Source organism: Rhodococcoides kroppenstedtii (assembly GCF_900111805.1).
In the GTDB taxonomy this organism is placed as follows: domain Bacteria; phylum Actinomycetota; class Actinomycetes; order Mycobacteriales; family Mycobacteriaceae; genus Rhodococcoides; species Rhodococcoides kroppenstedtii.
This window is the reverse complement of sequence record NZ_FOJN01000006.1, coordinates 68,402-91,733: the sequence shown is the minus strand read 5'-3', so window position 1 is coordinate 91,733 and position 23,332 is coordinate 68,402. Positions and strand designations below refer to the sequence as shown.

Here is a 23,332-nt window from a genome sequence, read left to right as displayed (position 1 = left end):
GACTCTAGGTACTCCTTATGTTCGTTCCATCCACGTGCGGATGATCGGGACCGGACTCGTCGTCGCGCCGCTCGGCTGCCGGCGCGGCACTCCGGCGCCGCCGTTCCGGCACCGGGTCCCACCCACCAGGGTGCCAGGGCGCGCACTTGAGCAGTCGGACGATGCCGAGCACCGTACCGACCACCAGCCCGCGCGTGCGCAGCGCCTCCACGGCGTACTCGCTGCAGGTCGGTGTGAATCGGCAGGTCGGCAGGCGCAGAGGCGAAACGTACGTGCGATAGAGCTCGATCATCGCGATCGCGGCACGGGCGGGGAACGACACCACGGCCCGGAGACGGTGCGACGACGGCGCCGCGGACGGCGGTGTCACCGGTCGGACGGCCCGCGGCCGGACGTCGGCGCAGCGGGCGACTCGTCGAACGCACTCGGCGCAGCGGGCGACTCGTCGAACGCACTCGGCACAGCGGGCGACTCGTCGAACGCACTCGGCACGGCGGGCGACTCGTCGAACGCGCCGAGTCGTCGCAACGCGGACCGCAGCTGGCGATGGAGGTCGGACGACGACGCGGTCGCGGATCCGACCAACGCGCGCACCACGACGTCGATGTTCGGATCGAGGTCCGCGACCATCGAGGCGCAGACATGACGAAGCCGGCGAGCGACTCGATGTCGAGTCACCGCCGGCCCCACTGCTTTGCTGACGACCAATCCCACTCGCGCGACGCGCGGGCCTCCCGGGTCCCGCCGGACGTCGGAACGACGGGTGGCCACGTGCACGACCACGTCGCGCCGTCCTACCCGCCGACCGCCGCGCGTCGTCGCCCGGAAGTCGGCCGAACGATGCAGGCGGTGCTGCTCAGGTAACACCCGAGCCTCCGATCACCGCGCCAGAAGGATGCCTGTGCGTCGCCGAGGCGAGATCAGGCCGTGAGGGACGCGCGGCCCTTGGCGCGCCGAGCGGACACGATCGCGCGGCCGGCCCGAGTGCGCATACGCAGACGGAAGCCGTGCACGCGTGCCCGACGACGGTTGTTCGGCTGGAACGTCCGCTTGCCCTTGGCCACGGTGAAACTCCTCGATACGTCGACGCCCGCACCGGGACGTCGATGGTGTGCTGATGGTCGCGAGTTCGGTGAACTCGAGTTCGGGTGGCCACCCGCGCGGCCGCCGTCGCGGATTCGCATACCGCACATGTGCGCAGCAGGTGACCGTTCGAGGGTACTGACGCCGGGGAATCGGGTCAAACCGCCGGTCGACCACGGCGCATCGGACGGGCGCGAACCCCGAATCGGACGCACGAAGCCCCGCGGATCGAACCGGTCGGCCCGTTCGTCTTGTTGGGCCCCGTCCGGGGTGCTAATTTCTCCCCCGGGAGGGGGCCGATTCGCCCCCGGCAGGGGAGAACCATCACCCGCAGCCCGGGACCGGTCACCGCGCCGGGGCCGAGATCCGCGCCGAGCGCGAGGTCTCGACGATACCCGGTGTCAGCGGTATCGCTGCTGGTCGGGGCCCTGGCGACGGGTGTCGGGCCGACCCCCGGCGGGACGACTGCACACGCCGCCGACGGCGACGGGGCTACACCCGTGTCGTTCGTCCACAGCTGTGGATAATTATGTGGAAACACTGGTCGGGTGGCATATTCGCGGGTGTCGACGCCGGCTCGAACGGAGCTCGTGTCACTTCGGCCGCGGATGATCCACGGCCCGACCGGGAGGGACATCGTGCAGGACGATCCGGACGTGTTGGCCGGAGTGTGGCCCGATGTCGTGGCCGAACTCACCGACGGCTCGGACCTGTCCGCCGCACTCTCCCGAGCGCAGAAGGCCTGGCTGGCGCTGGTGCGCCCCATCACCCTCACGCAGGGATTCGCTCTGCTCTCGGTGCCGTCCCCGCTGGCTCAGGAAGCCGTCGAGCGTGGCCTGCGCGAGCCGATCCTCACGGCCCTCGGCCGGCATCTGGCCGTCCCCGTCGAGGGGCTCGGCGTCCGGCTCGCCCCGCCCTCCGACGACGAGGAGGACGACGAGCCCGACCACAAGTACGAGCCCGCCCCGTCCGGACCGGTGTACCGCCGCCGGTTCTCCGGCGACTCGGCCTCCGGCTCCCCCTCGGACACCGAGGGCGGTGACCTGGAGGAAGTCGACGACGACCGGGACGCCGTCGCCGCCGTCCAGAACTCGTGGCCGACGTCCTACACCGCCCCGCCGCGGACCAGCACGACCGCGTCGAGCGGGACGAGCCTCAACTCGAAGTACACGTTCGACACCTTCGTCATCGGGGCGTCCAACCGGTTCGCGCACGCCGCCGCCGTCGCCATCGCCGAAGCCCCCGCTCGGGCGTACAACCCGCTGTTCGTGTGGGGTTCGTCGGGACTGGGCAAGACTCACCTGCTCCACGCCGCCGGCCACTACGCGCAGCGTCTGTTCCCCGGGATGCGCGTGAAGTACGTGTCCACGGAGGAGTTCACCAACGACTTCATCAACAGCCTCCGCGACGACCGCAAGGTGGCGTTCAAGCGGCGGTACCGCGAGACAGACGTGCTGCTGGTCGACGACATCCAGTTCATCGAGGGCAAGGAAGGCATCCAGGAGGAGTTCTTCCACACCTTCAACACGCTGCACAACGCCAACAAGCAGATCGTCGTGTCGTCCGACCGACCGCCGAAGCAGCTGGCCACCCTCGAGGAACGGCTGCGGACCCGCTTCGAGTGGGGTCTGATCACCGACGTCCAGCCCCCCGAGCTCGAGACCCGCATCGCGATCCTGAGCAAGAAGGCGCAGATGGACCGGCTCGACGTGCCGCACGACGTACTCGAACTGATCGCCAGCCGCATCGAGCGCAACATCCGCGAGCTCGAGGGCGCACTGATCCGGGTGACGGCCTTCGCCTCCCTGAACGGTCACACCCTCGACACCAAGCTCGCCGAGGTTGTCCTGCACGACCTCATCCCGGATGCCCCGGGCGTCGAGATCAACGCCGCGACCATCATGGCGGTGACCGCGGAGTACTTCGACACCACCATCGAGGAGCTGTGCGGGCCCGGCAAGGCGCGCGCGATCGCCCAGGCCCGGCAGATAGCGATGTACCTGTGCCGTGAGCTCACCGACCTCTCCCTGCCCAAGATCGGCCAGACCTTCGGTCGCGACCACACCACGGTGATGTACGCCGACAAGAAGATCCGCAAGGAGATGACCGAGCGCCATCGGACCTACAACCAGGTCCAGGAACTCACCGCGCGCATCAAGCAACGCTCCACTCGGTGACCCCGAACGCCCTCCGGCCCCCGATCTCCGCCGTGCGGATCGATCGGGGGCCGTCGTCTTTCCCTCGACTCGACGTCGATACACACCTGTGGACAACTGTGTGAATAACGTGGATTCCCCGGGGATGAAACGTGGAGTTCTCCCGAGGGTCACCGACCGTCCACACCCCGCCCGCCGGGGTCCCGATTCCACTCCCGGGTCGCTCCTCGAGCCGCCACGCCGTGTCACCAGCACCGGACACCGTCGGTCCACAGCTTCCACAGGACCTATGACTGTTGCTTGTAGTTCTTTCCAAGAACCCTTCTTTCAAAAGAGCGTGGGGACAGATCGATGCACACCCCCCGACACGCGTCGGGATTCGGACGCGTCCGACCGAGGCCCGACTTTCCAGCGAGCCGTCGAGCGCATAGCGTGTGCTGTGCCCACCGCCCCTTCAGCGGTGCCGTACCGACCCACCCGACCTCGCTCGGTCCGTCGCCACTTCCGCAGCGGCCGCCGAGCGACGACACCCGCGACGACCGAGAGGATCACCCGAGCGATGGAGCTGGGCACCGTGAAGTTTCGAGTCGCTCGAGACGATTTCTCCGATTCCGTCGCGTGGGTGGCTCGCTCGCTTCCGTCTCGCCCGGCCGTCCCCGTGCTCGGTGGCGTGCTCCTGGCCGTCGACGATTCCGGTCTGACCGTCTCCGGCTTCGACTACGAGGTGTCCGCCCAGGTCCGCGTCCCGGTCGAGGTGGCCGGCAGCGGTCAGGTGCTGGTGTCGGGCAAGTTGCTCGCCGACATCACCCGCTCGCTGCCCGCGAAGCCCGTCGACGTCACGGTCGACGGCACGAAGGTGCTCATCACCTGCGGTAGCGCGAAGTTCTCGCTTCCGACGATGCCTGTCGAGGACTACCCGTCCCTGCCGGAGCTGCCGTCGCAGACCGGCACGCTGCCCGTCGAAGTCTTCGCCGAAGCCATTTCCCAGGTCGCGGTAGCCGCCGGCAAGGACGACACCCTGCCGATGCTGACCGGTATCCGGATGGAGATCGACGGCGACGCCGTGGTGCTCGCCGCGACCGATCGTTTCCGCCTCGCCGTCCGCGAACTCGAGTGGAGTCCGGCTGCCGCGGGCACCACGGCAGCCGTGCTGATTCCGGCGAAGACGCTGTCCGATTCCGCGAAAAGCATCGGTACGGGCGGGGATTCGGCCGTCCAGCTCGCACTCGGATCGGCATCGCACGTCGGAAACGACGGCCTGCTCGGCATCGTGGGGGACGGTCGACGCACCACGACGCGACTGCTCGACGCCGAGTTCCCGAAGTTCCGCCAGTTGCTGCCCGCCGAGCACACCGCCGTGGCCACGGTGCCGATCGCTCCGCTGCTCGACGCCATCAAGCGTGTCGCGTTGCTTGCCGAGCGCGGTGCGCAGGTCCGACTCGAGTTCGCGTCCGACACCGTCACGCTGTCCGCCGGCGGGGACGACGCCGGTCGCGCCGAGGAGTCCATCGAAGCCCACTTCCAGGGCGAGCCGCTCACCATCGCGTTCAACCCCGGCTACCTGATCGACGGTCTCACGTCGTTGCACTCGGAGCGGGTGTCGTTCGGCTTCACCACCCCCAGCCGTCCCGCCGTGCTCCGTCCGGCCGGCGAGGAGGAACTCACGGCCGACGAGAGCGGAACGTTCGCGGCGCCGCGCAGCGAGTACACGTATCTGCTGATGCCCGTGCGTCTTCCGGGCTGACGCGAGCCACCACGGATTCGAACGCCACGCCGTCGACGGCGACGCGGGACCACCTGAAAGGACACCACGGATGAAGATCGGTCTGATCGGACTCGGCAAGATGGGGTTCAACATGCGTGAGCGGCTGCGCCGCCACGACATCGAGGTCGTCGGGTACGACCCCCGGCCCGAGGTGACGGACGTGGCGTCCCTCGCCGCGCTCGCCGAGGCCCTGCCCGCGCCGCGCATCGTGTGGGTCATGGTGCCGTCCGGACCGGTCACGCGCGACACCGTCTCCGAGCTCGCCGGTGTGCTGGCCGAGGGCGACCTGGTGATCGACGGCGGCAATTCCCGCTTCACCGACGACGCTGTGCACGCGGACCTGTTGGCGGAGAAGGGAATCGGCTACCTCGACGCGGGTGTGTCCGGCGGCGTGTGGGGCCTGGACAACGGCTACGGCCTCATGGTCGGCGGTGCGGCCGCCGACGTCGACCGCGCGATGCCGATCTTCGACGCTCTCCGTCCGGAGGGCGAGCGGGCGGACGGGTTCGTCCACGCCGGTCCGGTCGGGGCCGGCCACTACGCCAAGATGGTGCACAACGGCATCGAGTACGGCCTGATGCACGCCTACGCCGAGGGTTACGAGCTGCTCGCGGCCGAGGACCTCATCGAGGACGTCACGGGTGTGGTGCGGGCGTGGACCAAGGGCACCGTGGTGCGCTCCTGGCTGCTCGATCTCCTCGTGAAGGCACTCCAGGAAGACCCCGCGTTCTCCGAGATCTCCGGGTACACACAGGATTCCGGTGAGGGTCGCTGGACCGTCGAGGAAGCCATCCGCCACTCGGTTCCGGCTCCGGTGATCTCCGCGGCGCTCTTCGCGCGATTCGCATCGCGGCAACAGGATTCGCCGGCCATGAAGGCCGTGTCCGCCCTGCGGAACCAGTTCGGTGGCCACGCGGTGCAGCGCCCTCCGAACACCGAGACCACCGGTGCGTAGGTGTTCGTCCGTTCCGCCACGCTCGTCGATTTCCGTTCCTGGGAACGGCTTTCGCTGGATCTGACGCCGGGAGCGACCGTCCTGGTCGGTCCGAACGGTCACGGCAAGACCAATGTTCTCGAGGCCCTCGGGTACGTCGCGACGTTGTCGTCGCACCGCGTGGCCACGGACGCGCCGTTGGTGCGAACCGGAGCGGACCGCGCCCTGGTGCGGGCGACCGTCGTCAATCACGGTCGCGAGCTCACGGTCGATCTCGACATCGCGGGTGGGCGTGCCAACCGGGCACGGTTGGGCACCACGCCGGTGCGGCGTCCACGGGAGATCCTCGGTGTGCTCAACACGGTGCTGTTCGCCCCCGAGGATCTGGCCATGGTGCGCGGCGAACCGACCGAACGACGCCGGTTCCTCGACGAGCTGATCGTCGCGCGGTCGCCTCGAATGGCCGCTGTGCGAGCGGATTACGAGAAAGTGCTGCGGCAGCGGTCCGCACTGCTGAAGACCGGCGGTCACACCCTGCGACGCGGCGCGGCTTCCGAGGACGGGGCGTCGGCCATGGCAACCCTCGAGGTGTGGGACAGCCGTCTCGCGGCGTTCGGTGCCGAGATCGTGCTGCACCGACTGCGGGCCGCCCGGGACGTGGGACCCCATGTCTCGCAGTCGTATCGCGACATCGCACCCGCGTCACGGCCGGCGTACGTGGCCTACCGCTCGTCCCTCGCCGAGTCCGCGCCGCCGGAGATGTTCGACCTGGCTCGGCCCGAGGCACCCGACGACGGCGAGGTGCTCGAAGCAGCCTTCCTGCAGCAACTCTCGGTGGTTCGGGCCCGAGAGATCGAGCGCGGGACCACCCTCGTGGGGCCGCATCGTGACGACCTGGATCTGATGCTCGGTACGGATCCGGCGAAGGGATTCGCCAGTCACGGTGAATCGTGGTCCTTCGCTCTCGCCCTACGGCTCGGGGCATTCGGGTTGCTGCGCGGCGAGGGAAGCGATCCGGTGCTGCTGCTGGACGACGTGTTCGCCGAGCTGGACCGAGCCCGTCGGACGGCCCTCGCCCGGGTGGCCGCGACGGCCGAGCAGGTCCTGGTGACCGCGGCGGTGGGTGAAGACGTCCCGGCCGAACTCGACGCCGTCCGCATCGACGTCCGCGCGCACGAGGTGATCGGTCCGGACGGAGTTCCGAGTCGGGCGTCGGTGGCGACCCGGCACGGTGCGGGGGACGCTGTCGGTGCGGAGGGCGCTGTCGCGTCGGAGCGCGCCGGCGGCTCCGCTGATCCTGTCGGTGAGCGGGTGCAGACTCGGACCGAGACGGAGGAGGACCGATGAGCGAGACACCGTCGGATCCGCCGGCACCGCGCGGGTCGGACATCGCGCGGCAGGCCCTCGAGGCCGCGCGGGCCGCCGCCAAGGCCAACGGCAAGGCCGTGGGTCACGGCCGGGCGTCGGTGGTGCGTCGTCCTCGGCGGACGCGCACCTGGTCGTCGGCCCGCCCGGACGATCGTGATCCCCAGGCGCTGGGTGCGCTCGCCGCGTCGCTCGCCAAGTCGCGCGGGTGGTCGGCGAAGGTGGACGAGGGCACGGTGCTCGGGCGGTGGGAGTCGGTGGTCGGATCCGACATCGCCGCGCACGCGCAGCCGACCACGCTGCGGGACGGGGTCCTGGCCGTCACGGCCGAGTCGACGGCGTGGGCGACGCAGTTGAGGCTGATGCAGTCGCAGATTCTCGGACGGATCGCCGCTGCCGTCGGGCACGGCGTGGTCACGAGCCTGCGGATCACCGGTCCTGCCGCCCCGAGCTGGCGAAAGGGCGAGCGGCACGTGTCGGGACGCGGGCCTCGAGACACCTACGGCTGATCGGTCGGGGGGTACGGATCAACGGGTGTCCGATCGGACACAACACGCGGCGGTGAAGTCGCTGACGATGCTCAACAGTTGTTGATCACCACCGAGTGCGGTCGTACGGTCGGGTGCAGCGGCGGGAACGGACACGCGGTCGTCGACGCGGCCCCCGTACCGATCCGACCGGTGGTCTCGGGCCGAATAACCGCATGACCCTCGACTACCGTTCACCAGGGCAGAGGAGGAACAATGACATCGGTGACCGATGATCCGGGGCCAGTGACGTTGACAGCGCGCGACGTGGAGTTCCGCTGGGACGACATGCGCATGCACTACATGGACGACAACGTCGTCTCCACGCACCTCATGAACGTGATGCACCTGTTCCTGCCGGAAGGCGAGGAATGGTTCGTGCGGGTGTTCACCGAGGCGTTGCCGATGATCCACGACGAGAAGCTCCGGCAGGACGTCATCGGATTCATCGGCCAGGAGGCGATGCACGCCCAGGCCCACACCGGTATCCACGACTGGCTGCGCAGCAACGGCCTGGATCCGACTCCGTACGTGCAGCACATGGAGTACCTGTTCCGGGTGGCTCTGGACAAACGTCCCACCGACACCAAGAACAGCCTGGTGGAGCGACTGTCGCTGATCGCGGCGATCGAGCATCTGACGTCGTTCCTCGGACACTGGGTGCTCACCGAGCCGGCCCTCGACAAGGCCGACATCGATCCGATGATGCTCGACCTCGTCCGGTGGCACGGGGCCGAGGAGGTCGAGCACCGGTCCGTGGCGTTCGACGTCCTGCAGTACTTCGACACCCGTCGGTGGCGCCGCGTCCGCACCTACATCATGGTGACGCCGTCGATCATCTCGATGTGGGGCCGCGGCCTGAAGTTCATGATGGAGAACGATCCGACGCTGCCGCCGTCGCAGCGCAAGGCGCGGCTCCGGGACGTCTACCGCGTCATGTCGTCGGGTCTGTTCCCCAATTTCAAGGACATCGGACGGGCGTCGCTGCGCTACTTCGCGAAGGACTTCCACCCCTCGCAGGAAAGTTCCACCGCACTGGCCGTCAACTATCTCGCGACGTCGCCCGCGGCGCGGGCCGCGGAACGGTGACGGGCCGCCGCCGCAAGGCAGCCCGAGTTCTCGAGACGGTGCGGGGCTACCGCGCCTCCCGCACCATTCCGAAGGACCTGTTCGGCGGCGACGACCAGGACGAGGCGCTCGCGCAGATCACCGACGGACTCGACAAGGTGTTCGCGATGCTCGACCTGTCGGAGTACCGCGGCGTCGCCGCGCCCCCCGTGGCGCGTCGGCTCGACATGGCGTTGGCCGCCCGGCGGACGGTCTGCGTCGACGAGAACGTCGTCGAGTTCACCTTTCGCCGCGTGGACGGCGAGGACGTTCCCGCGTGGCATCCGGGATGCCACGTCGACGTCGAACTCCCGTCCGGGCGACGACGTCAGTACTCGCTGTGCGGTGACCCGCTCGAGTCGGATGCCTACACGGTGGCGGTGCGGCTGATCCCGGACGGCGGCGGCGGTTCGCGGGAGATGCACGATCTCGAGGTCGGCGATCGCATCGTGATCACCGGTCCGCGCAACGCTTTTCCGTTCGTCGCTGCGGGGTCGGCCCTGTTCGTCGCGGGCGGCATCGGCATCACGGCGATCCTCCCGATGGTGCGGCGTGCCCGCGCGGTGGGCATGGACTGGCACCTCGTCCACACCGGTCGGTCCCGGCAGGCGACGCCGTACCTCGACGAGATCTCCACCTGGGAGCCGGAGCGTGTGACGGTCCGCAGCGACGACGTCGACGGTCTGCCGACGGCGGCCGATCTGTTGCGCCACGCACCCGACGGTGGGTCGGTCTACACGTGCGGTCCGCCCGCGATGATGGATCTGGTGCGGCAGGGCATTTCCGAGACCGGTGCGACCCGGCTGCATCTCGAGCGGTTCTCACCGCCGCCCGTGGTGGCGGGCGAGCCGTTCCGGATCACTCTCGCGCGGTCCGAGGAGACCGTCGACGTGCCGGCCGACCGCACGGCGCTCGACGTCCTGCGCGAGCAGCGGCCGGGCATTCCGTACTCGTGCCGCCAGGGATTCTGCGGGACGTGCCGGGTCCGTGTTCTCGAGGGAACGCCGGAGCACCGGGACCGGCGGCTCTCTCCGGCCGAGCGCGAGGATCACATACTGATCTGCGTCTCGCGCGCCGAGGGTGACTCGCTGGTCCTCGATCTCTGACCGCCGGGCGGCGCGTCGACCGTCACGCGTGCGCCCGGACACGGGACGCAGCCCCACGGACCCACGATCCGACCCGCGGAAGGCCGCGAAAGTCCGTCTCTGTGGCACTGAGGCCGCGTTTCGCGCGACAAGGTGCGCTCCTCGGGTGCTGTTACCGGTAGGATGGACCGGTACAGACCACCGAGCGCGGCCCCGTCGTGGCGCCGCGCGCATTCGGTCGAGGTCCTCTGCCGCCGCCACCGAGTCCCGGTGCGCGCGGGGGAGCGGACGAGGCGAGAAGGAGAACAGCTGACCGTGGCTGACCGGAATTCGGGGAAGAGCGACAAACCCGGCGACAAGTCCAAGGAATACGACGCATCGTCGATCACCGTCCTCGAGGGGCTCGAGGCGGTGCGCAAGCGCCCCGGCATGTACATCGGATCCACCGGTGAGCGCGGCTTGCACCATCTCATCTGGGAGGTCGTCGACAACTCCGTCGACGAGGCGATGGCCGGGTACGCCACCACCGTCGAGGTCACCCTGCTCGCCGACGGCGGCGTCCGGGTGGTCGACGACGGCCGCGGTATCCCCACCGGCATGCACGCGTCGGGAATGCCCACCATCGAGGTGGTCATGACCCAGCTGCACGCCGGCGGCAAGTTCGACTCCGATTCCTACGCGGTGTCCGGCGGCCTGCACGGCGTCGGCATCTCCGTGGTGAACGCCCTGTCCACGACGCTGCTGGCCGAGGTCGACAACGCCGGTCACCACTGGACGCAGACCTACGACCGGTCCGTCCCCGGGCCGCTGAAGAAGGGCGAGCCGACCGACCGCACGGGTACGTCGATCTCCTTCTGGCCGGACCCCGACATCTTCGAGACCACGGTCTTCAAGTTCGAGACGGTGGCGCGCCGCCTGCAGGAGATGGCCTTCCTGAACAAGGGACTGACCATCGTTCTCACCGACGAGCGGGCGTCCGACGCCGAGCGCATTGCCGACGAGACCGCCGACAGCGAACTCGCCGAGGCGCCGAAGCCGGAGGGCGACAGCGAGTCGCGGATCAAGACGAAGACCTATCACTACCCCGGTGGTCTCGAGGACTACGTCCGGTACATCAACAAGTCCAAGACGGCGCAGCACCCGTCGGTGATCGGTTTCGGGGCCAAGGGCACGGGCCACGAGCTCGAGATCGCCATGCAGTGGAACCAGACCTACACCGAGTCGGTCCACACCTTCGCGAACACCATCAACACCCACGAGGGCGGCACCCACGAGGAGGGCTTCCGCACCGCACTGACGACGGTGGTGAAGAAGTACGCGAAGGAGAAGAAGCTCGTCAAGGAGAAGGACGGCGAGCTCAGCGGTGACGACATCCGTGAGGGTCTGGCCGCGATCATCTCCGTGAAGGTCGGCGAGCCGCAGTTCGAGGGTCAGACCAAGACCAAGCTCGGCAACACCGAGGTGAAGTCCTTCGTGCAGAAGGCATCCGGTGAGCACCTGACGCACTGGTTCGAGGCGAACCCCGCCGAGGCGAAGCTGATCGTGAGCAAGGCCGTCGCTTCCATGCAGGCCCGCACCGCAGCGCGGCGCGCACGAGATCTGGTGCGGCGCAAGAGCGCCACCGACATCGGTGGACTGCCCGGCAAGCTGGCCGACTGCCGGTCCAACGATCCGAGCAAGTGCGAGATCTACATCGTGGAGGGCGATTCCGCCGGCGGCTCCGCCAAGTCGGGCCGCGACTCGATGTACCAGGCGATCCTCCCGCTGCGCGGCAAGATCATCAACGTGGAGAAGGCGCGCATCGACCGCGTGCTGAAGAACACCGAGGTCCAGTCGATCATCACGGCGTTCGGCACGGGCATTCACGACGAGTTCGACATCGCCAAGCTTCGGTACCACAAGATCGTGCTCATGGCCGACGCCGACGTGGACGGCCAGCACATCTCGACGCTGCTGCTCACCCTGCTGTTCCGGTTCATGCGCCCGCTCGTCGAGCACGGCTACGTCTATCTCGCGATGCCGCCGCTGTACAAGCTGAAGTGGCAGCGCGGCGCCGACCCGGAGTTCGCGTACTCCGACCGCGAGCGCGATGGTCTGCTCGAGGCCGGCCTCGCCGCGGGCAAGAAGATCAACAAGGACGACGGCATCCAGCGCTACAAGGGTCTCGGCGAGATGAACGCCAAGGAGCTGTGGGAGACCACGATGGATCCGAGCGTGCGCGTGCTGCGGCAGGTCACCCTCGACGACGCCGCTGCCGCCGACGAATTGTTCTCCATCCTGATGGGTGAGGACGTCGAGGCTCGTCGCAGTTTCATCACCCGTAATGCCAAGGACGTTCGTTTCCTCGACGTGTAGCGACCCTCCGCGCCCGCGCGCGGTGACCGTCCTCCGGGGTGGTCGGCCGACGCGTGGGATGCGGTCTCGCGCAAGGAGATCAGCATGACCGACACCACCCTCCCGCCGACCGGTGGGGACGGCCCCACCTCGGATCGCATCGAACCTGTCGACATCCAGCAGGAGATGCAGAACAGTTACATCGACTACGCGATGAGCGTGATCGTCGGGCGCGCGCTGCCCGAGGTGCGCGACGGCCTCAAGCCCGTGCACCGTCGCGTGCTCTACGCGATGTTCGACAACGGCTACCGCCCGGACCGCGGTTACGTGAAATCCGCACGGCCCGTGGCGGAAACGATGGGCAACTACCACCCACACGGTGACAGCTCGATCTACGACACGTTGGTGCGCATGGCGCAGCCGTGGTCGATGCGCTACCCGCTGGTCGACGGTCAGGGCAACTTCGGATCGCGCGGCAACGACGGCCCGGCGGCCATGCGCTACACCGAATGTCGCCTCACGCCGCTCGCGATGCAGATGCTGGCCGACATCGAAGAGGAGACCGTCGACTTCGTCGCCAACTACGACGGTCGCACGCTCGAGCCGACGGTCCTGCCCAGCCGCTTCCCCAACCTGCTCGCCAACGGCAGCGGCGGTATCGCTGTCGGCATGGCGACCAACGTTCCGCCGCACAACCTTCGGGAACTCGCCGAGGGTGTCTACTGGACGCTGGACAACTACGACGCCCCCGAGGACGTGGCCCTCGAGGCCATGATCGAGCGCATCAAGGGGCCCGACTTCCCCACGCACGGGCTGATCGTCGGATCGCAGGGCATCGAGGACGCGTACCGCACCGGCCGCGGGTCGATCCGCATGCGCGGCGTGGTCGACATCGAGGAAGGCGAGCGCGGCGGGACGCAGATCGTCATCACCGAGCTGCCCTACCAGGTCAACCCCGACAACATGATCGCCTCGATCGCCGAGCAGTTGAAAGACGGTCGTATCGCCGGCATCTCGGACATCGAGGACCAGTCTTCGGACCGTGTCGGCATGCGCATCGTCATCAAGCTGCGCCGCGACGCGGTGGCGAAGGTGGTGCTGAACAACCTCTACAAGCACAGCCAGCTGCAGACGAGTTTCGGCGCCAACATGCTCTCGATCGTCGACGGCGTGCCGCGCACGCTGCGCATCGATCAGATGATCCGGCTGTACGTCAGCCATCAGTTGGACGTCGTCGTCCGGCGTACGCGGTACCGGTTGCGCAAGGCCGAGGAACGCGCCCACATCCTGCGCGGACTGGTCAAGGCGCTCGACGCACTCGACGAGGTCATCGCCCTCATCCGTCGGTCCGCCGACGCCGACGTCGCGCGCCAGGGCCTGATGGACCTGCTCGACGTGGACCAGATCCAGGCCGACGCCATCCTGGCGATGCAGCTGCGCCGGTTGGCGGCCCTCGAACGTCAGAAGATCATCGACGACCTCGCCGCCATCGAGCTCGAGATCGCCGACCTGAAGGACATCCTCGAGCGGCCGGAGCGTCAGCGCGAGATCGTCCGCAGCGAGCTCGCGGAGATCGTCGAGAAGCACGGTGACGATCGACGCACCCGCATCATCGCCAGCGACGGCGACGTGAGCGACGAGGACCTCATCGCGCGGGAGAACGTCGTCGTCACCATCACCGAGACCGGCTACGCCAAGCGCACGCGCACCGACCTGTACCGCTCGCAGAAGCGCGGCGGCAAGGGTGTGCAGGGCGCCGGCCTCAAGCAGGACGACATCGTGAGCAAGTTCTTCGTGTGCTCGACGCACGACTGGATCCTGTTCTTCACCACGAAGGGCCGCGTCTACCGGGCGAAGGCGTACGAACTGCCCGAGGCCAACCGCACGGCACGCGGTCAGCACGTCGCCAACCTGCTCGCGTTCCAGCCCGACGAGCGCATCGCGCAGATCATCCAGATCAAGACGTACGACGACGCTCCGTACCTCGTGCTCGCCACCAAGGCCGGCCTGGTGAAGAAGTCCAAGCTGTCGGACTTCGACTCCAACCGGTCCGGCGGCATCGTCGCCGTCAACCTGCGGGGTGACGACGAGCTGGTGGGTGCGGTGCTGTGCAGCGCCGACGACGATCTGCTGCTCGTGTCCGCGCAGGGCCAGTCCATCCGGTTCTCCGCCACGGACGAGGTCCTGCGACCGATGGGTCGCGCCACGTCGGGCGTCCAGGGCATGCGGTTCAACGGCGAGGACCGGTTGCTCTCGGTGAACGTCGTGAAGGAGGGCACCTACCTGCTGGTCGCGACCTCCGGCGGCTACGCCAAGCGCACCGCCATGGAGGACTACCCGCCGCAGGGCCGCGGCGGCAAGGGCGTGCTGACCATCCAGTTCGACCCGCGCCGTGGCACGCTGGTGGGAGCGCTCATCGTGAACGACGACGACGAGCTCTACGCCATCACCTCGAGCGGCGGTGTCATCCGCACCGCGGCGAAGCAGGTTCGACGGGCCGGGCGCCAGACCAAGGGCGTGCGTCTGATGAACCTCGGGGACGGCGACACCTTGTTGGCCATCGCACGCAACGCGGACGAGCCGGAGGATCTCCCCACGGGAGACACCGACGGATCGAAGGAGTCGTAGAACCGTGACCAGTCCCGACACGCCCGACACCGGCCGTTCCCCGCGGACCGACGCCGCGCCGACCGGTTCCGACGCTCCGCGTCCGCCGGGAACCGAGCGGTCCGACTCGACGTCGGCTCGTCCGTCCGCACCGCAGGGATCCGGTCCGCAGGGACCACAGGGACCGCAGCAATCGGCCCAGCCGGGCACCTCGCCGCAGCGTTCCCGGCCGCAGGGACCGAACCAGCCGGGCCCCCAGCAGTCGGGTCCGCAGCAGTCGGGTCCGCAGCAGTCGAGTCCGCAGCAGCGACCCCCGCAGCAGGCACCGCAACGGCGGCCGCAGACGAACCTGTCGCAGCATCCGGGCACGGGCCGTCCTGCGTCGGCCGGGTCGACGCCGACCGGTCCCCGTCCGCCGGCCACCGGAGACCGTGGACCGGCGGGTACACCGGCCGGTGGTCCGGGCCAGCAGGCTCGGCCCGACCGCGCCGCGGCGGCCGGCAAGGCCGCGGTCATCGACGGGCCGACGCGCAACATCGAGCGCAAGGATTTGCCGACGGACATGCCGGACCTGTCCACCGTGCGGCATCCCGCGCCCGAGCCGGCCCGAACCGAGCGGACCGCTCCGGTGGCCACTCCGCGTCCTGCCGCACCCGGGGAACCGCTCCGCGCTACCGTGCAAGTACGCAAGCTCGACCCCTGGTCGATGCTGAAGCTGTCCCTGGTGATCTCGGTGTCGCTCTTCTTCGTGTGGATGGTGGCCGTCGGCCTGCTCTACCTGGTGCTGGACGGCATGGGTGTGTGGGATCGACTGAACAACGCGTTCTCCGACATCGTGGCGTCGTCCGGGGACGCCGGGCTGGTGTCGGCCGGTCAGATCTTCGGTTACGCGGCGGTGATCGGGCTGATCAACGTGGTGCTCTTCACCGCGTTGACCACCATCGGATCCTTCGTCTACAACCTGTCCTCCGATCTGGTCGGCGGACTGGAAGTGACTCTGGCAGACCGGGATTGACCGATCGCGCGGTCGGGGCCGGGAAGCGTTTTGGTCCTGGCCGCGCGGTGCGGTAATCTCGTGCCTCGGTTCGGAAAGCGCAGCAGCGTGTGCCGAGCCGACGTGCGGGCCTATAGCTCAGGCGGTTAGAGCGCTTCCCTGATAAGGAAGAGGTCGGAGGTTCAAGTCCTCCTAGGCCCACGAACGAGTGTGGAGGTCACCGATGAAGTTCGCCCTCGCACTCGTGGTGGTCGCCGCGGCGGCCGCGGTCCGCGCCATCGTGCGCGAGAGTCGCGTCTGGCACTCGCTGCCGGACACCGAGACGGGGCCTTAGCTCAGTTGGTAGAGCGCTGCCTTTGCAAGGCAGATGTCAGGAGTTCGAATCTCCTAGGCTCCACTTCTTTCGTCTTCCCCGGAACGCCGCGCCGTCGGTCGTTCGCCCGGGATCTCACGGTCGGTTACCGACTATTCACCATGTGCGCGGTGTGACGTGATCACCCGCCGTCCCCGATACTGGCTCACGTGAACACAGCGCGACGCCTCGAAGCGTCCACCGCCCTGGTGGCGTATCTCGGTCTGACGTCGATTCTCTTCGTGGCGGGGGCCGTGGCCTTCTCCGGCACCACGTCCGGCACGGTCGTCATGATCGTCGTCGGTGTCGCGCAGTCCGTGGCCGCGGCCCTCGTCCACTTCGGCCCGCACCCCACTCCCACCCGCACCCTGGGAATCGCCACGGGAGTCGCGGTGGGAGGCCTGTGGGCGGTGTTTCTGACGTCCGACGGCGCGGTCGCCTACCTGCTCCTGACCCAGGCGGCCATGCTCCTCGCGATGCAACTGACCGGGTACTGGAGCGAGCGCGGCGGCTGGGTGTGGGTGGTCGTACTCCTTGCCGGATGCGTCGTCGCCGCCGCGTTGTCCCCGTCCACCATGCCCGCCGTCGCGTACCTGCTGACCGCGCTGGGCATCGTCGCCGCGGCGGAATTCTTCGGCAATCACAGTCGGCGGATGCGACATTCCGCGAACCGGGATCCCCTCACGGGCCTGCTCAACCGGCAGGGTCTCGAGGCGCGCGTGGAGAAGTTGTTGCCGACGTACGCCGCGCGGGGTCTGCCCGTCAGCATGGCCGTGCTGGATCTGGACAACTTCAAGACCGTCAACGACCGGTACGGACACATCGCCGGGGACGTCCTGCTCGAGCGCGTCGCCGCGTCGTGGCGTGCGCGGTTGCGCAAAGGCGACGTGCTGGGACGACTCGGCGGGGACGAGTTCGTGTTGTTCATGCCCGGTACCACCGAGCACGACGCCGCCGCGCTCCTCGACGAACTGCGCCTCGCCCATTCCGCGGAGTGGAGCGTCGGCCTGGTCTGCATGCCGACGGTGCGGCGCTGGTCGGAGATCTACCGCGCCGCCGACGCCGAGCTGTACCGCGCCAAGCGAGCGCGGGGGGCGGATCGGACGGACCGTCCCGTGCCGCGGGCCGTCGTCGAGGACGCCGGCGCTCCCCTCGACGTGACTCGCCGGCCTCTTTCCTGACCTGACGGCGTCGGGATTCCGCCTGCCCGGGGACAACCGCGCGCCCCGGGGATGAACCGCTCGCGTCGTCGGCGCTGTGCTGTCCACTGGACGTACGGGGGTCGTCGAGACGGTGAGGTGGGGCGGATTCGTGTGGCAGGCACAGGACATGTGGCGGCGGGGGCGGGCACTCATGGTGGCGGCGGTGGGCCTCGAGACCGTGCGCGATCGCGTGGCGACGACGACGCGCGTGGCCGGGTGGTCCGGAGCGGCCGCGACGGCCGCGGCCGCCGAGTCGACGACGCTGGTCGCCGGCTTCGAGGAGGTGGTGTCGTCGTTGCGCCGCGTCGAAGCCGTCGTGACCGACGCGGGTGACGAGCGGGCGTCGCTCGATCGGTGGGGCCCACCGGACGCGGACGTGCTCGCCGAACTGGATGCGCGCGTCGCCGGGGCGCTGCGGCAGACGGTGGTCGACCCCGGCGGCTCGCCTCGGGCCGAGCGGCCGGACGACGGCGTCGCGGTCGATGCCGCCGACGTGCTCGATGCGGTCCTGAGGGCCAGGTTGGCCGCCGACCGGGACTCGCTCCGGGAGGTCGAGCGGGATCTCGCCGCCGAGGTCGACCGGTCCTTCCTCGGCGGGGTCTTCACCGACGCCGACGCAGGGTTGGCCGAGACCCGTGATCGGCTGGCCGCTCTCGAGGCCACGCTCGCAGTGCTGGCACTGCCCGGGCGTCGACTCGTGCACTACGAGCAGGGGCCGCACCGCACCACGGTCGCCGTCGCGGTGGGCGCGGTCGGGTCGGCCGGTCGCGTCGCCGTGTTCGTCCCGGGTGCCGGGACCACGGTGGGCGGAGATCTGGCCGAGCGCGACGCGGAGACCGCGAGAATCGTGGCCGACGCCGGGCGCCGCGCCGACTCCGCGATCGCCGGCATCACGTGGCTGGGGTACGAGGCGCCGGCATGGAACGCCGAACTCGTCGATCCTGCCCGCTCGGTGGCCGGCCTCGGGCCGGCGCGTGCCGGTGCCGCCGCACTGGCGGATGCTCTGCGGGCATTGGACCTGCCGCGGCACGATGTCGACGACGGTCCCCGTGTGTCGATCGTCGCGCACTCGTACGGAACGGTCCTGGCGGCGGAGGCCCTCCGGGACGGCGGTTCGGCGGACGCGGTGGTGCTCATGGGGTCGCCGGGGTGGAACGACCCGCCGCCCGACGCTCCCGCGCCGTACGTGCTGGAAGTGGCGACCGACCCGGTGGCCGATCTGGGCCGATTCGGCACCGATCCGAGCGAACTTCCCACCGCGACCGTCCTGGCGACCGACGGAGCCGTCGGGCACGGCGCATATCTCGACGAGGGCAGTGTGTCCGCGTCCAACGTCGCGGCCGTCGTGGCAGGAACGGAGGTGGTGCGGGGGTCGCGCTCGACCGACGTCGCCGACGTACTCCGCTTCCTGCTGAGGCTGTGGTGAGCGACGACGCCCGTCGTGGACCCGGGTACTACGGCTGCGGCGTCGGGCGCGACCCGTTCACGGGCGTGTCCAGACGCGGCGGCTCGGCTGCCGGAGGCGGCAGTTCCGTGCGCCGCGATCGAGCGGCGGCCACCGCGCCCGCTGCCGCGGCGGCAGCCAGTCCGAGCAGACCCCACCGGACCACGCGGGACCGACCCGACCGGCGCTTCCGGGCGGGCCGCGGTGCGCGGACCGGCGCCGACGCGGCACTCTCGTCGCGTGCCCGAGCGCGGCGCGCTCGCAGAACCTGCACACCCTTGCGGGTCACCACGAATCCCGTGGCCGCCGGGCCCTTCGCCAGGGTGGTCGCCGTCTCGCGGGCGAGGCCGAGGGCCTTCTTCGCGGTCGCACGATCCGGTGCTGTCGTCATGCCTTCACCTTCGCACATCGGACGCCTGGCACGATGGACGACGTGACTTCACCTCTTCAGACCCAGACAGCGACGCTGCACACCAACCGCGGCGACATCCAGATCGCGCTCTTCGGCAACCACGCGCCGAAGACCGTCGAGAACTTCGTCGGGCTCGCGCAGGGCACCAAGGAGTACACCACCAAGAACGCCGCCGGCACGTCGGAGGGCCCGTTCTACGACGGCGCGATCTTCCACCGCGTCATCGCCGGATTCATGCTGCAGGGTGGCGACCCCACCGGTACCGGCACCGGCGGTCCCGGCTACAAGTTCGCTGACGAGTTCCACCCGGAACTGTCCTTCGACCGCCCGTACCTCTTGGCGATGGCGAACGCCGGCCCCGGCACCAACGGATCGCAGTTCTTCATCACCGTCGGACCGACCCCGCACCTGAACCGTCGCCACTCCATCTTCGGCGAGGTCGTCGATCCGGCGTCGCAGAAGGTCGTCGACGAGATCGCCGTGACGCCCACGGGCCGCGGTGACCGTCCGGTCGACGACGTCGTCATCGAGCGCGTCACCATCTCCTGATGACCACACCTGGCTGGGGCGGCGCTCCGATGCCGCCCCAGCCGGGCTGCGTCCGTCATCCGAACGTTCCCACCGGGCTGTCCTGTACCCGTTGCGGGCGTCCCGCGTGTCCGCAGTGTCTGCGCGCCGCCTCGGTGGGTCAGCATTGCGTCGACTGCGTCGCCGCCGCGGAGGCCTCGGTCCCGCGGGCCCGCACGATGGCCGGCGGCACACTGCGCACCGGCGTCGCGACGCCCGTCGTGACCTACGTGGTGATGGCGATCAACGTCGTCGTCTACGCCCTGACCGCCGCGCAGGCGGGCGGCGTCGGGAATCAGGCGAGTTCGTTGTTCCGGTCGTTCGCGCTGGTGCCGATCCTGGTCGCCGACGGCGACTACGCGCGCGTCGTCGGCAGCGGTTTCCTGCACTCGGGCATCGTGCACCTCGCCGTGAACATGTTCGCGCTGTACATCATCGGCCGCGATTGCGAGGCCGTGCTCGGCCGCGCCCGCTACCTCGCGGTGTACGGAGTCTCCCTGCTCGGCGGCGCCGCGGCCGTGATGTGGCTGGCGTCGCCCGTCTCGGCCACGGTCGGAGCTTCCGGGGCTGTGTTCGGACTGTTGGGCGCCCAGGCCGTGATCCTCGTGCGGCTGCGTCGGAGTCCGACGCCCGTGCTCGCCATCATCGGGCTCAACGTCGTGCTGTCCGTCGCGATCCCCGGCATCTCGTTGTGGGGACACCTGGGCGGTCTCGCCGCGGGAGCGGCCGCCACCGCGGCCGTGCTGTTCCTGCGCGGCGGCGACCCTGCGCGGACGCGGTCGCTCGGATGGATCGGAGTGGGCGCAGTAGGCCTTCTGGCCGTCCTCGCAATCGTCGTGCGCGCGGGCGTGCTGCTCGGCTGAGCCCACGGCGTTCTTCGCCGCGTCAGCGGTAGGAGAAGCCCTCGGGAACCCACCCGGCGTCGTCGAGTTCGTCGAACACCGTCCGCGGATCCGTGCCCAGATCCCAGCGGCCGAGGATGACCAGCCGTTCCGAGGCGTCGGGTTCGCGGAGGTCCATCTCGATCATCGGCACCCGCCGCCCCAGACGCGGGTACGGCACCAGTCGAATGGTGTCGACATCGCCGCGGCGGTAGGTGCGGACACCGCGCAGACCCTTGACGTGCAAGGCGTCGTCCGTGAGCGAGAGCTGGGGGCGACGGCGCAGCCCGACGCCGGCCAGTCCCAGCGCGCAGAGCGCAGCAAGTCCGATCAACACCTGCCCCGGGGTGTCACCCGTGGTCATCATGGCTGCGACCAGCAGCGCCAGCCCGCCGAGCGCCAGAACGACGATCAGGGCCGGTGGCGTTCCCCACGCGCGAACCGGGCCCGGGGACAATTCATCCACAGGAGTTATCCACACTGTTGATGAACAACATCGATGTCATTCGCGCGCGCACGACGTCGTTACCGCCGGTCACCGCCACTTCATCGTCATGACGAGACCGATGATCCAGAAGCCGAAACCGATGAGCAGGTTCCAGGCCCCGAGGTCCGCCATCCATCCGATGCTGTCCTGGGCGAGGTAGTACACGATGAGATACACCAAACCGAGCAGCATGAAACCGAACATCACCGACAGGTAGAGAGTGCTCGACGGCGCGGCCTTGACCTTGACGGGCGTGCGGTTGGTCGGATCGAGCGTGTAATCGGTCTTCTTGCGGACCTTCGACTTCGGCATCGGACTTCCTCTGCTCTCGGTGGGGGGCTTTCGGCGGGCTCTGGTGGGGAGGGCTCCGGTGGGGAGGACTCTCGGTGGCTCTCACCTCGCAGATCACTCTATCGCCGTGTGGTCTCGCCCTCGGGTGTCGCGCACAGGAGCCGCCGTCGATCGATTGACAATCGATAATTGAGCGTCGATAGTCGATACATGTCCATCGAACATCGAGTGGTGCCGCTGCTGCGTCTCGTTCTCGTCGTCCTGTTCGCCGTGCTGGTGTTCCTGCAGGTCTTCTCCCTCCCCGGACAGTTCGCGCACCTCGCCGAGGAGTCACCGGCGGACGCCGGCCTGCGCTGGCCGCTCACGGCCGTGTCGATCTACTGGGTGCTCTGCATCCAGGTCGTGGTGATCGCCACCTGGAAGTTGCTCACGCAGGTGCAGCGGAACACGATCTTCACGACGTCGTCGCGGCGGTGGGTGAACGCCATCCTCGGCGCCATCGTCGCCGCCTGGGCGGTCCTGGTGGTCGTGTTCCTGGCGGTGGGATTCACCGCGACCGATCCGGGACTGCCGCTGCTGCTCTTCCTGCTGGTCGTGGTCGTCGCGGTCGCCGCTCTCCTCATGGTGGTCATGCGGGCGCTGCTGCGGCAGGCCACCGATCTGCGGTCCGATCTGGACACGGTGATCTGATGCCCATCGTGGTGCGGCTCGACGTGGAACTGGCCCGTCGCAAGATCGGTGTCGGAGAGTTCGCCGAGCAGGTCGGCCTCACGCCCGCCAACCTGGCCGTGCTCAAGAACGGGCGGGCACGGGCGATCCGGTTCAGCACCCTCGAGGCGATCTGCCGGGTGTTGGAGTGTCAACCGGGCGATCTGCTCGAGTGGGTGGAGGAGGAATGACGGTGCGGTGGGTGGACGCCGTCGTCATCGTCATCGCCGTGGCGGTCGGCGTCGCGGCCGTGATCGCCGGCGGAGCCGACGACTCACCCGGCCTGCAGGGGCTCGGACTGATCGTCGTGATCGGGTCGGTCGCCCTGGCGGTGCGTCGCGCCCGACGACGCCGACACGGCGGGCACCGACCTCGCGATTAGGCTGGTCGTATGCGCATCCTCGTGGTCGACAACTACGACAGCTTCGTGTTCAACCTGGTCCAGTACCTGGGTCAGCTCGGCACGCGCCCGACCGTGCTGCGCAACGACGATCCCGAACTTCTCGACGTGGACGCCGCGGTCGCGCGGGCCGACGGCGTTCTGCTCAGCCCCGGGCCGGGAACGCCCGATCGGGCCGGCGTCACGATGGACATGGTCCAGGCGTGCGCCCGAACCGCGACGCCGGTGCTCGGGGTGTGCCTCGGCCACCAGGCGATCGGAGCCTCGTTCGGCGGAGTCGTCGAGCGCGCACCCGAGTTGCTGCACGGGAAGACCAGCCGGGTCCACCACACGGGTCTCGGCGTGTTGGCAGGCTTGCCGGACCCGTTCACCGCCACCCGCTACCACTCGCTGACGGTGCGTCCGGACACGATCCCGGACGAGCTCGAGGTCACCGGAACCACGGAGACCGGCATCGTCATGGCCATGCGGCACCGCGAACTGCCCGTCCACGGTGTGCAGTTCCATCCGGAGTCGGTCATGACCGAGGGCGGCCACCGCATGCTGGCCAACTGGCTCGCCGTGTGCGGCGAGGGCCCGTCCGACACGCTGGTCGACACCCTCGAGGGGGCCGCCCGGATCTGAGGCCGTA

At 69.1% G+C, this 23,332-nt stretch carries 22 protein-coding genes, 2 tRNA genes and 2 pseudogenes; 20 read left to right on the top strand and 6 right to left on the bottom strand.

What is annotated here, in order from left to right; translation table 11 throughout:
• Positions 1–4 precede the first annotated feature (4 nt).
• The 3 genes and pseudogenes from yidD to rpmH all read right to left on the bottom strand — a co-directional run bounded on the left by yidD (position 5) and on the right by rpmH (position 1,064).
• Entirely contained in the window at positions 5–370 is a 366-nt protein-coding gene (gene yidD, locus BMZ18_RS08975) for a membrane protein insertion efficiency factor YidD (protein WP_082895172.1), read from the bottom strand.
• A gap of 146 nt (positions 371–516) precedes the next feature.
• Positions 517–867, bottom strand: a pseudogene (rnpA, locus tag BMZ18_RS08970) (ribonuclease P protein component); the annotation flags it as partial.
• Positions 868–920: 53 nt separating this feature from the next.
• On the bottom strand, positions 921–1,064 hold the full coding sequence (rpmH, locus tag BMZ18_RS08965) for a 50S ribosomal protein L34 (protein WP_068104411.1): 144 nt from the start codon (positions 1,062–1,064) through the stop codon (positions 921–923).
• 657 nt (positions 1,065–1,721) lie between these two features.
• Here rpmH and dnaA point away from each other — a divergent pair.
• From dnaA to BMZ18_RS08895, 14 genes and pseudogenes are all read left to right on the top strand, one after another.
• Positions 1,722–3,260, top strand: coding sequence for a chromosomal replication initiator protein DnaA (gene dnaA, locus BMZ18_RS08960; protein WP_068106656.1), 1,539 nt, complete (start codon positions 1,722–1,724; stop codon positions 3,258–3,260).
• Positions 3,261–3,798: 538 nt separating this feature from the next.
• Positions 3,799–4,983 carry a DNA polymerase III subunit beta gene (gene dnaN, locus BMZ18_RS08955; RefSeq protein ID WP_068104409.1) on the top strand — a complete coding sequence of 395 codons (1,185 nt, stop codon included), beginning with the start codon at positions 3,799–3,801 and terminating at the stop codon, positions 4,981–4,983.
• A gap of 67 nt (positions 4,984–5,050) precedes the next feature.
• Positions 5,051–5,959: pseudogene (gene gnd, locus BMZ18_RS08950) on the top strand (phosphogluconate dehydrogenase (NAD(+)-dependent, decarboxylating)); the annotation flags it as partial.
• On the top strand, positions 5,960–7,285 hold the full coding sequence (recF, locus tag BMZ18_RS08945; protein ID WP_068365484.1) for a DNA replication/repair protein RecF: 1,326 nt from the start codon (positions 5,960–5,962) through the stop codon (positions 7,283–7,285).
• Positions 7,282–7,812 (top strand): DUF721 family protein, encoded by a 531-nt coding sequence (locus BMZ18_RS08940; protein WP_068365485.1) that lies wholly within the window; start codon positions 7,282–7,284, stop codon positions 7,810–7,812. The genes recF and BMZ18_RS08940 overlap by 4 nt, the downstream gene beginning before the upstream one ends.
• A 234-nt stretch (positions 7,813–8,046) precedes the next feature.
• Positions 8,047–8,919 (top strand): metal-dependent hydrolase, encoded by an 873-nt coding sequence (locus tag BMZ18_RS08935; RefSeq protein WP_068104403.1) that lies wholly within the window; start codon positions 8,047–8,049, stop codon positions 8,917–8,919.
• Entirely contained in the window at positions 8,916–10,043 is a 1,128-nt protein-coding gene (locus BMZ18_RS08930) for a PDR/VanB family oxidoreductase (RefSeq protein ID WP_244516470.1), read from the top strand. Before BMZ18_RS08935 ends, BMZ18_RS08930 begins: the two co-directional genes overlap by 4 nt.
• Before the next feature lie 294 nt (positions 10,044–10,337).
• Positions 10,338–12,377, top strand: coding sequence for a DNA topoisomerase (ATP-hydrolyzing) subunit B (gene gyrB, locus BMZ18_RS08925; protein ID WP_068365486.1), 2,040 nt, complete (start codon positions 10,338–10,340; stop codon positions 12,375–12,377).
• 84 nt (positions 12,378–12,461) lie between these two features.
• Positions 12,462–14,984, top strand: coding sequence for a DNA gyrase subunit A (gene gyrA / locus BMZ18_RS08920; RefSeq protein ID WP_068365487.1), 2,523 nt, complete (start codon positions 12,462–12,464; stop codon positions 14,982–14,984).
• A gap of 4 nt (positions 14,985–14,988) precedes the next feature.
• Positions 14,989–15,978, top strand: coding sequence for a DUF3566 domain-containing protein (locus BMZ18_RS08915; RefSeq protein WP_074922102.1), 990 nt, complete (start codon positions 14,989–14,991; stop codon positions 15,976–15,978).
• Positions 15,979–16,084: 106 nt separating this feature from the next.
• Positions 16,085–16,158: transfer RNA gene (locus tag BMZ18_RS08910), tRNA-Ile, on the top strand.
• A gap of 123 nt (positions 16,159–16,281) precedes the next feature.
• A tRNA-Ala gene (locus BMZ18_RS08905) sits at positions 16,282–16,354 on the top strand.
• A 125-nt stretch (positions 16,355–16,479) separates the two neighbouring features.
• On the top strand, positions 16,480–17,490 hold the full coding sequence (locus BMZ18_RS08900; RefSeq protein ID WP_068365488.1) for a GGDEF domain-containing protein: 1,011 nt from the start codon (positions 16,480–16,482) through the stop codon (positions 17,488–17,490).
• A gap of 130 nt (positions 17,491–17,620) precedes the next feature.
• Positions 17,621–18,937 carry an alpha/beta hydrolase gene (locus BMZ18_RS08895; RefSeq protein WP_074922101.1) on the top strand — a complete coding sequence of 439 codons (1,317 nt, stop codon included), beginning with the start codon at positions 17,621–17,623 and terminating at the stop codon, positions 18,935–18,937.
• Between the two features lie 28 nt (positions 18,938–18,965).
• Here BMZ18_RS08895 and BMZ18_RS08890 read toward each other — a convergent pair whose 3' ends face one another.
• Positions 18,966–19,346, bottom strand: coding sequence for a hypothetical protein (locus tag BMZ18_RS08890; RefSeq protein ID WP_068365490.1), 381 nt, complete (start codon positions 19,344–19,346; stop codon positions 18,966–18,968).
• 33 nt (positions 19,347–19,379) lie between these two features.
• Between BMZ18_RS08890 and BMZ18_RS08885 the strand changes: the two genes are divergently transcribed.
• Positions 19,380–19,916 carry a peptidylprolyl isomerase gene (locus BMZ18_RS08885; RefSeq protein WP_139203894.1) on the top strand — a complete coding sequence of 179 codons (537 nt, stop codon included), beginning with the start codon at positions 19,380–19,382 and terminating at the stop codon, positions 19,914–19,916.
• Positions 19,916–20,797, top strand: coding sequence for a rhomboid family intramembrane serine protease (locus tag BMZ18_RS08880; protein ID WP_068365491.1), 882 nt, complete (start codon positions 19,916–19,918; stop codon positions 20,795–20,797). The genes BMZ18_RS08885 and BMZ18_RS08880 overlap by 1 nt, the downstream gene beginning before the upstream one ends.
• A 22-nt stretch (positions 20,798–20,819) precedes the next feature.
• Here BMZ18_RS08880 and BMZ18_RS08875 read toward each other — a convergent pair whose 3' ends face one another.
• Both BMZ18_RS08875 and crgA read right to left on the bottom strand, forming a co-directional pair.
• Positions 20,820–21,281: a PH domain-containing protein gene (locus BMZ18_RS08875; protein ID WP_244516469.1), complete on the bottom strand. Its 462-nt coding sequence runs from the start codon at positions 21,279–21,281 to the stop codon at positions 20,820–20,822.
• 69 nt (positions 21,282–21,350) lie between these two features.
• Positions 21,351–21,614 carry a cell division protein CrgA gene (crgA, locus tag BMZ18_RS08870; protein ID WP_068104391.1) on the bottom strand — a complete coding sequence of 88 codons (264 nt, stop codon included), beginning with the start codon at positions 21,612–21,614 and terminating at the stop codon, positions 21,351–21,353.
• 189 nt (positions 21,615–21,803) lie between these two features.
• On the opposite strand from crgA, the gene BMZ18_RS08865 reads away from it, so the two are divergent.
• From BMZ18_RS08865 to BMZ18_RS08850, 4 genes are read left to right on the top strand one after another with little or no spacing between them, the layout of a single operon-like run.
• Positions 21,804–22,283: a DUF2975 domain-containing protein gene (locus BMZ18_RS08865; RefSeq protein WP_068365492.1), complete on the top strand. Its 480-nt coding sequence runs from the start codon at positions 21,804–21,806 to the stop codon at positions 22,281–22,283.
• Positions 22,283–22,492, top strand: a complete 210-nt coding sequence (locus BMZ18_RS08860) for a helix-turn-helix domain-containing protein (protein WP_068104387.1) — start codon at positions 22,283–22,285, stop codon at positions 22,490–22,492. Before BMZ18_RS08865 ends, BMZ18_RS08860 begins: the two co-directional genes overlap by 1 nt.
• Entirely contained in the window at positions 22,489–22,683 is a 195-nt protein-coding gene (locus tag BMZ18_RS08855; protein WP_211267507.1) for a hypothetical protein, read from the top strand. The genes BMZ18_RS08860 and BMZ18_RS08855 overlap by 4 nt, the downstream gene beginning before the upstream one ends.
• Positions 22,684–22,692: 9 nt before the next feature.
• On the top strand, positions 22,693–23,325 hold the full coding sequence (locus tag BMZ18_RS08850; protein WP_068365493.1) for an aminodeoxychorismate/anthranilate synthase component II: 633 nt from the start codon (positions 22,693–22,695) through the stop codon (positions 23,323–23,325).
• The last annotated feature ends 7 nt before the right edge of the window (positions 23,326–23,332 follow it).

What these genes read in the sequence shown, in the direction of transcription:
- dnaN (WP_068104409.1), top strand. Translation starts at nt 3,799, where the DNA reads ATGGAGCTGGGCACCGTGAAGTTTCGAGTCGCTCGAGACGATTTCTCC.
- BMZ18_RS08940 (WP_068365485.1), top strand. Translation starts at nt 7,282, where the DNA reads ATGAGCGAGACACCGTCGGATCCGCCGGCACCGCGCGGGTCGGACATC.
- BMZ18_RS08935 (WP_068104403.1), top strand. Translation starts at nt 8,047, where the DNA reads ATGACATCGGTGACCGATGATCCGGGGCCAGTGACGTTGACAGCGCGC.
- gyrA (WP_068365487.1), top strand. Translation starts at nt 12,462, where the DNA reads ATGACCGACACCACCCTCCCGCCGACCGGTGGGGACGGCCCCACCTCG.
- BMZ18_RS08890 (WP_068365490.1), bottom strand. Translation starts at nt 19,346, where the DNA reads ATGACGACAGCACCGGATCGTGCGACCGCGAAGAAGGCCCTCGGCCTC.
- BMZ18_RS08885 (WP_139203894.1), top strand. Translation starts at nt 19,380, where the DNA reads ATGGACGACGTGACTTCACCTCTTCAGACCCAGACAGCGACGCTGCAC.
- BMZ18_RS08880 (WP_068365491.1), top strand. Translation starts at nt 19,916, where the DNA reads ATGACCACACCTGGCTGGGGCGGCGCTCCGATGCCGCCCCAGCCGGGC.
- crgA (WP_068104391.1), bottom strand. Translation starts at nt 21,614, where the DNA reads ATGCCGAAGTCGAAGGTCCGCAAGAAGACCGATTACACGCTCGATCCG.
- BMZ18_RS08865 (WP_068365492.1), top strand. Translation starts at nt 21,804, where the DNA reads ATGTCCATCGAACATCGAGTGGTGCCGCTGCTGCGTCTCGTTCTCGTC.
- BMZ18_RS08860 (WP_068104387.1), top strand. Translation starts at nt 22,283, where the DNA reads ATGCCCATCGTGGTGCGGCTCGACGTGGAACTGGCCCGTCGCAAGATC.
- BMZ18_RS08855 (WP_211267507.1), top strand. Translation starts at nt 22,489, where the DNA reads ATGACGGTGCGGTGGGTGGACGCCGTCGTCATCGTCATCGCCGTGGCG.
- BMZ18_RS08850 (WP_068365493.1), top strand. Translation starts at nt 22,693, where the DNA reads ATGCGCATCCTCGTGGTCGACAACTACGACAGCTTCGTGTTCAACCTG.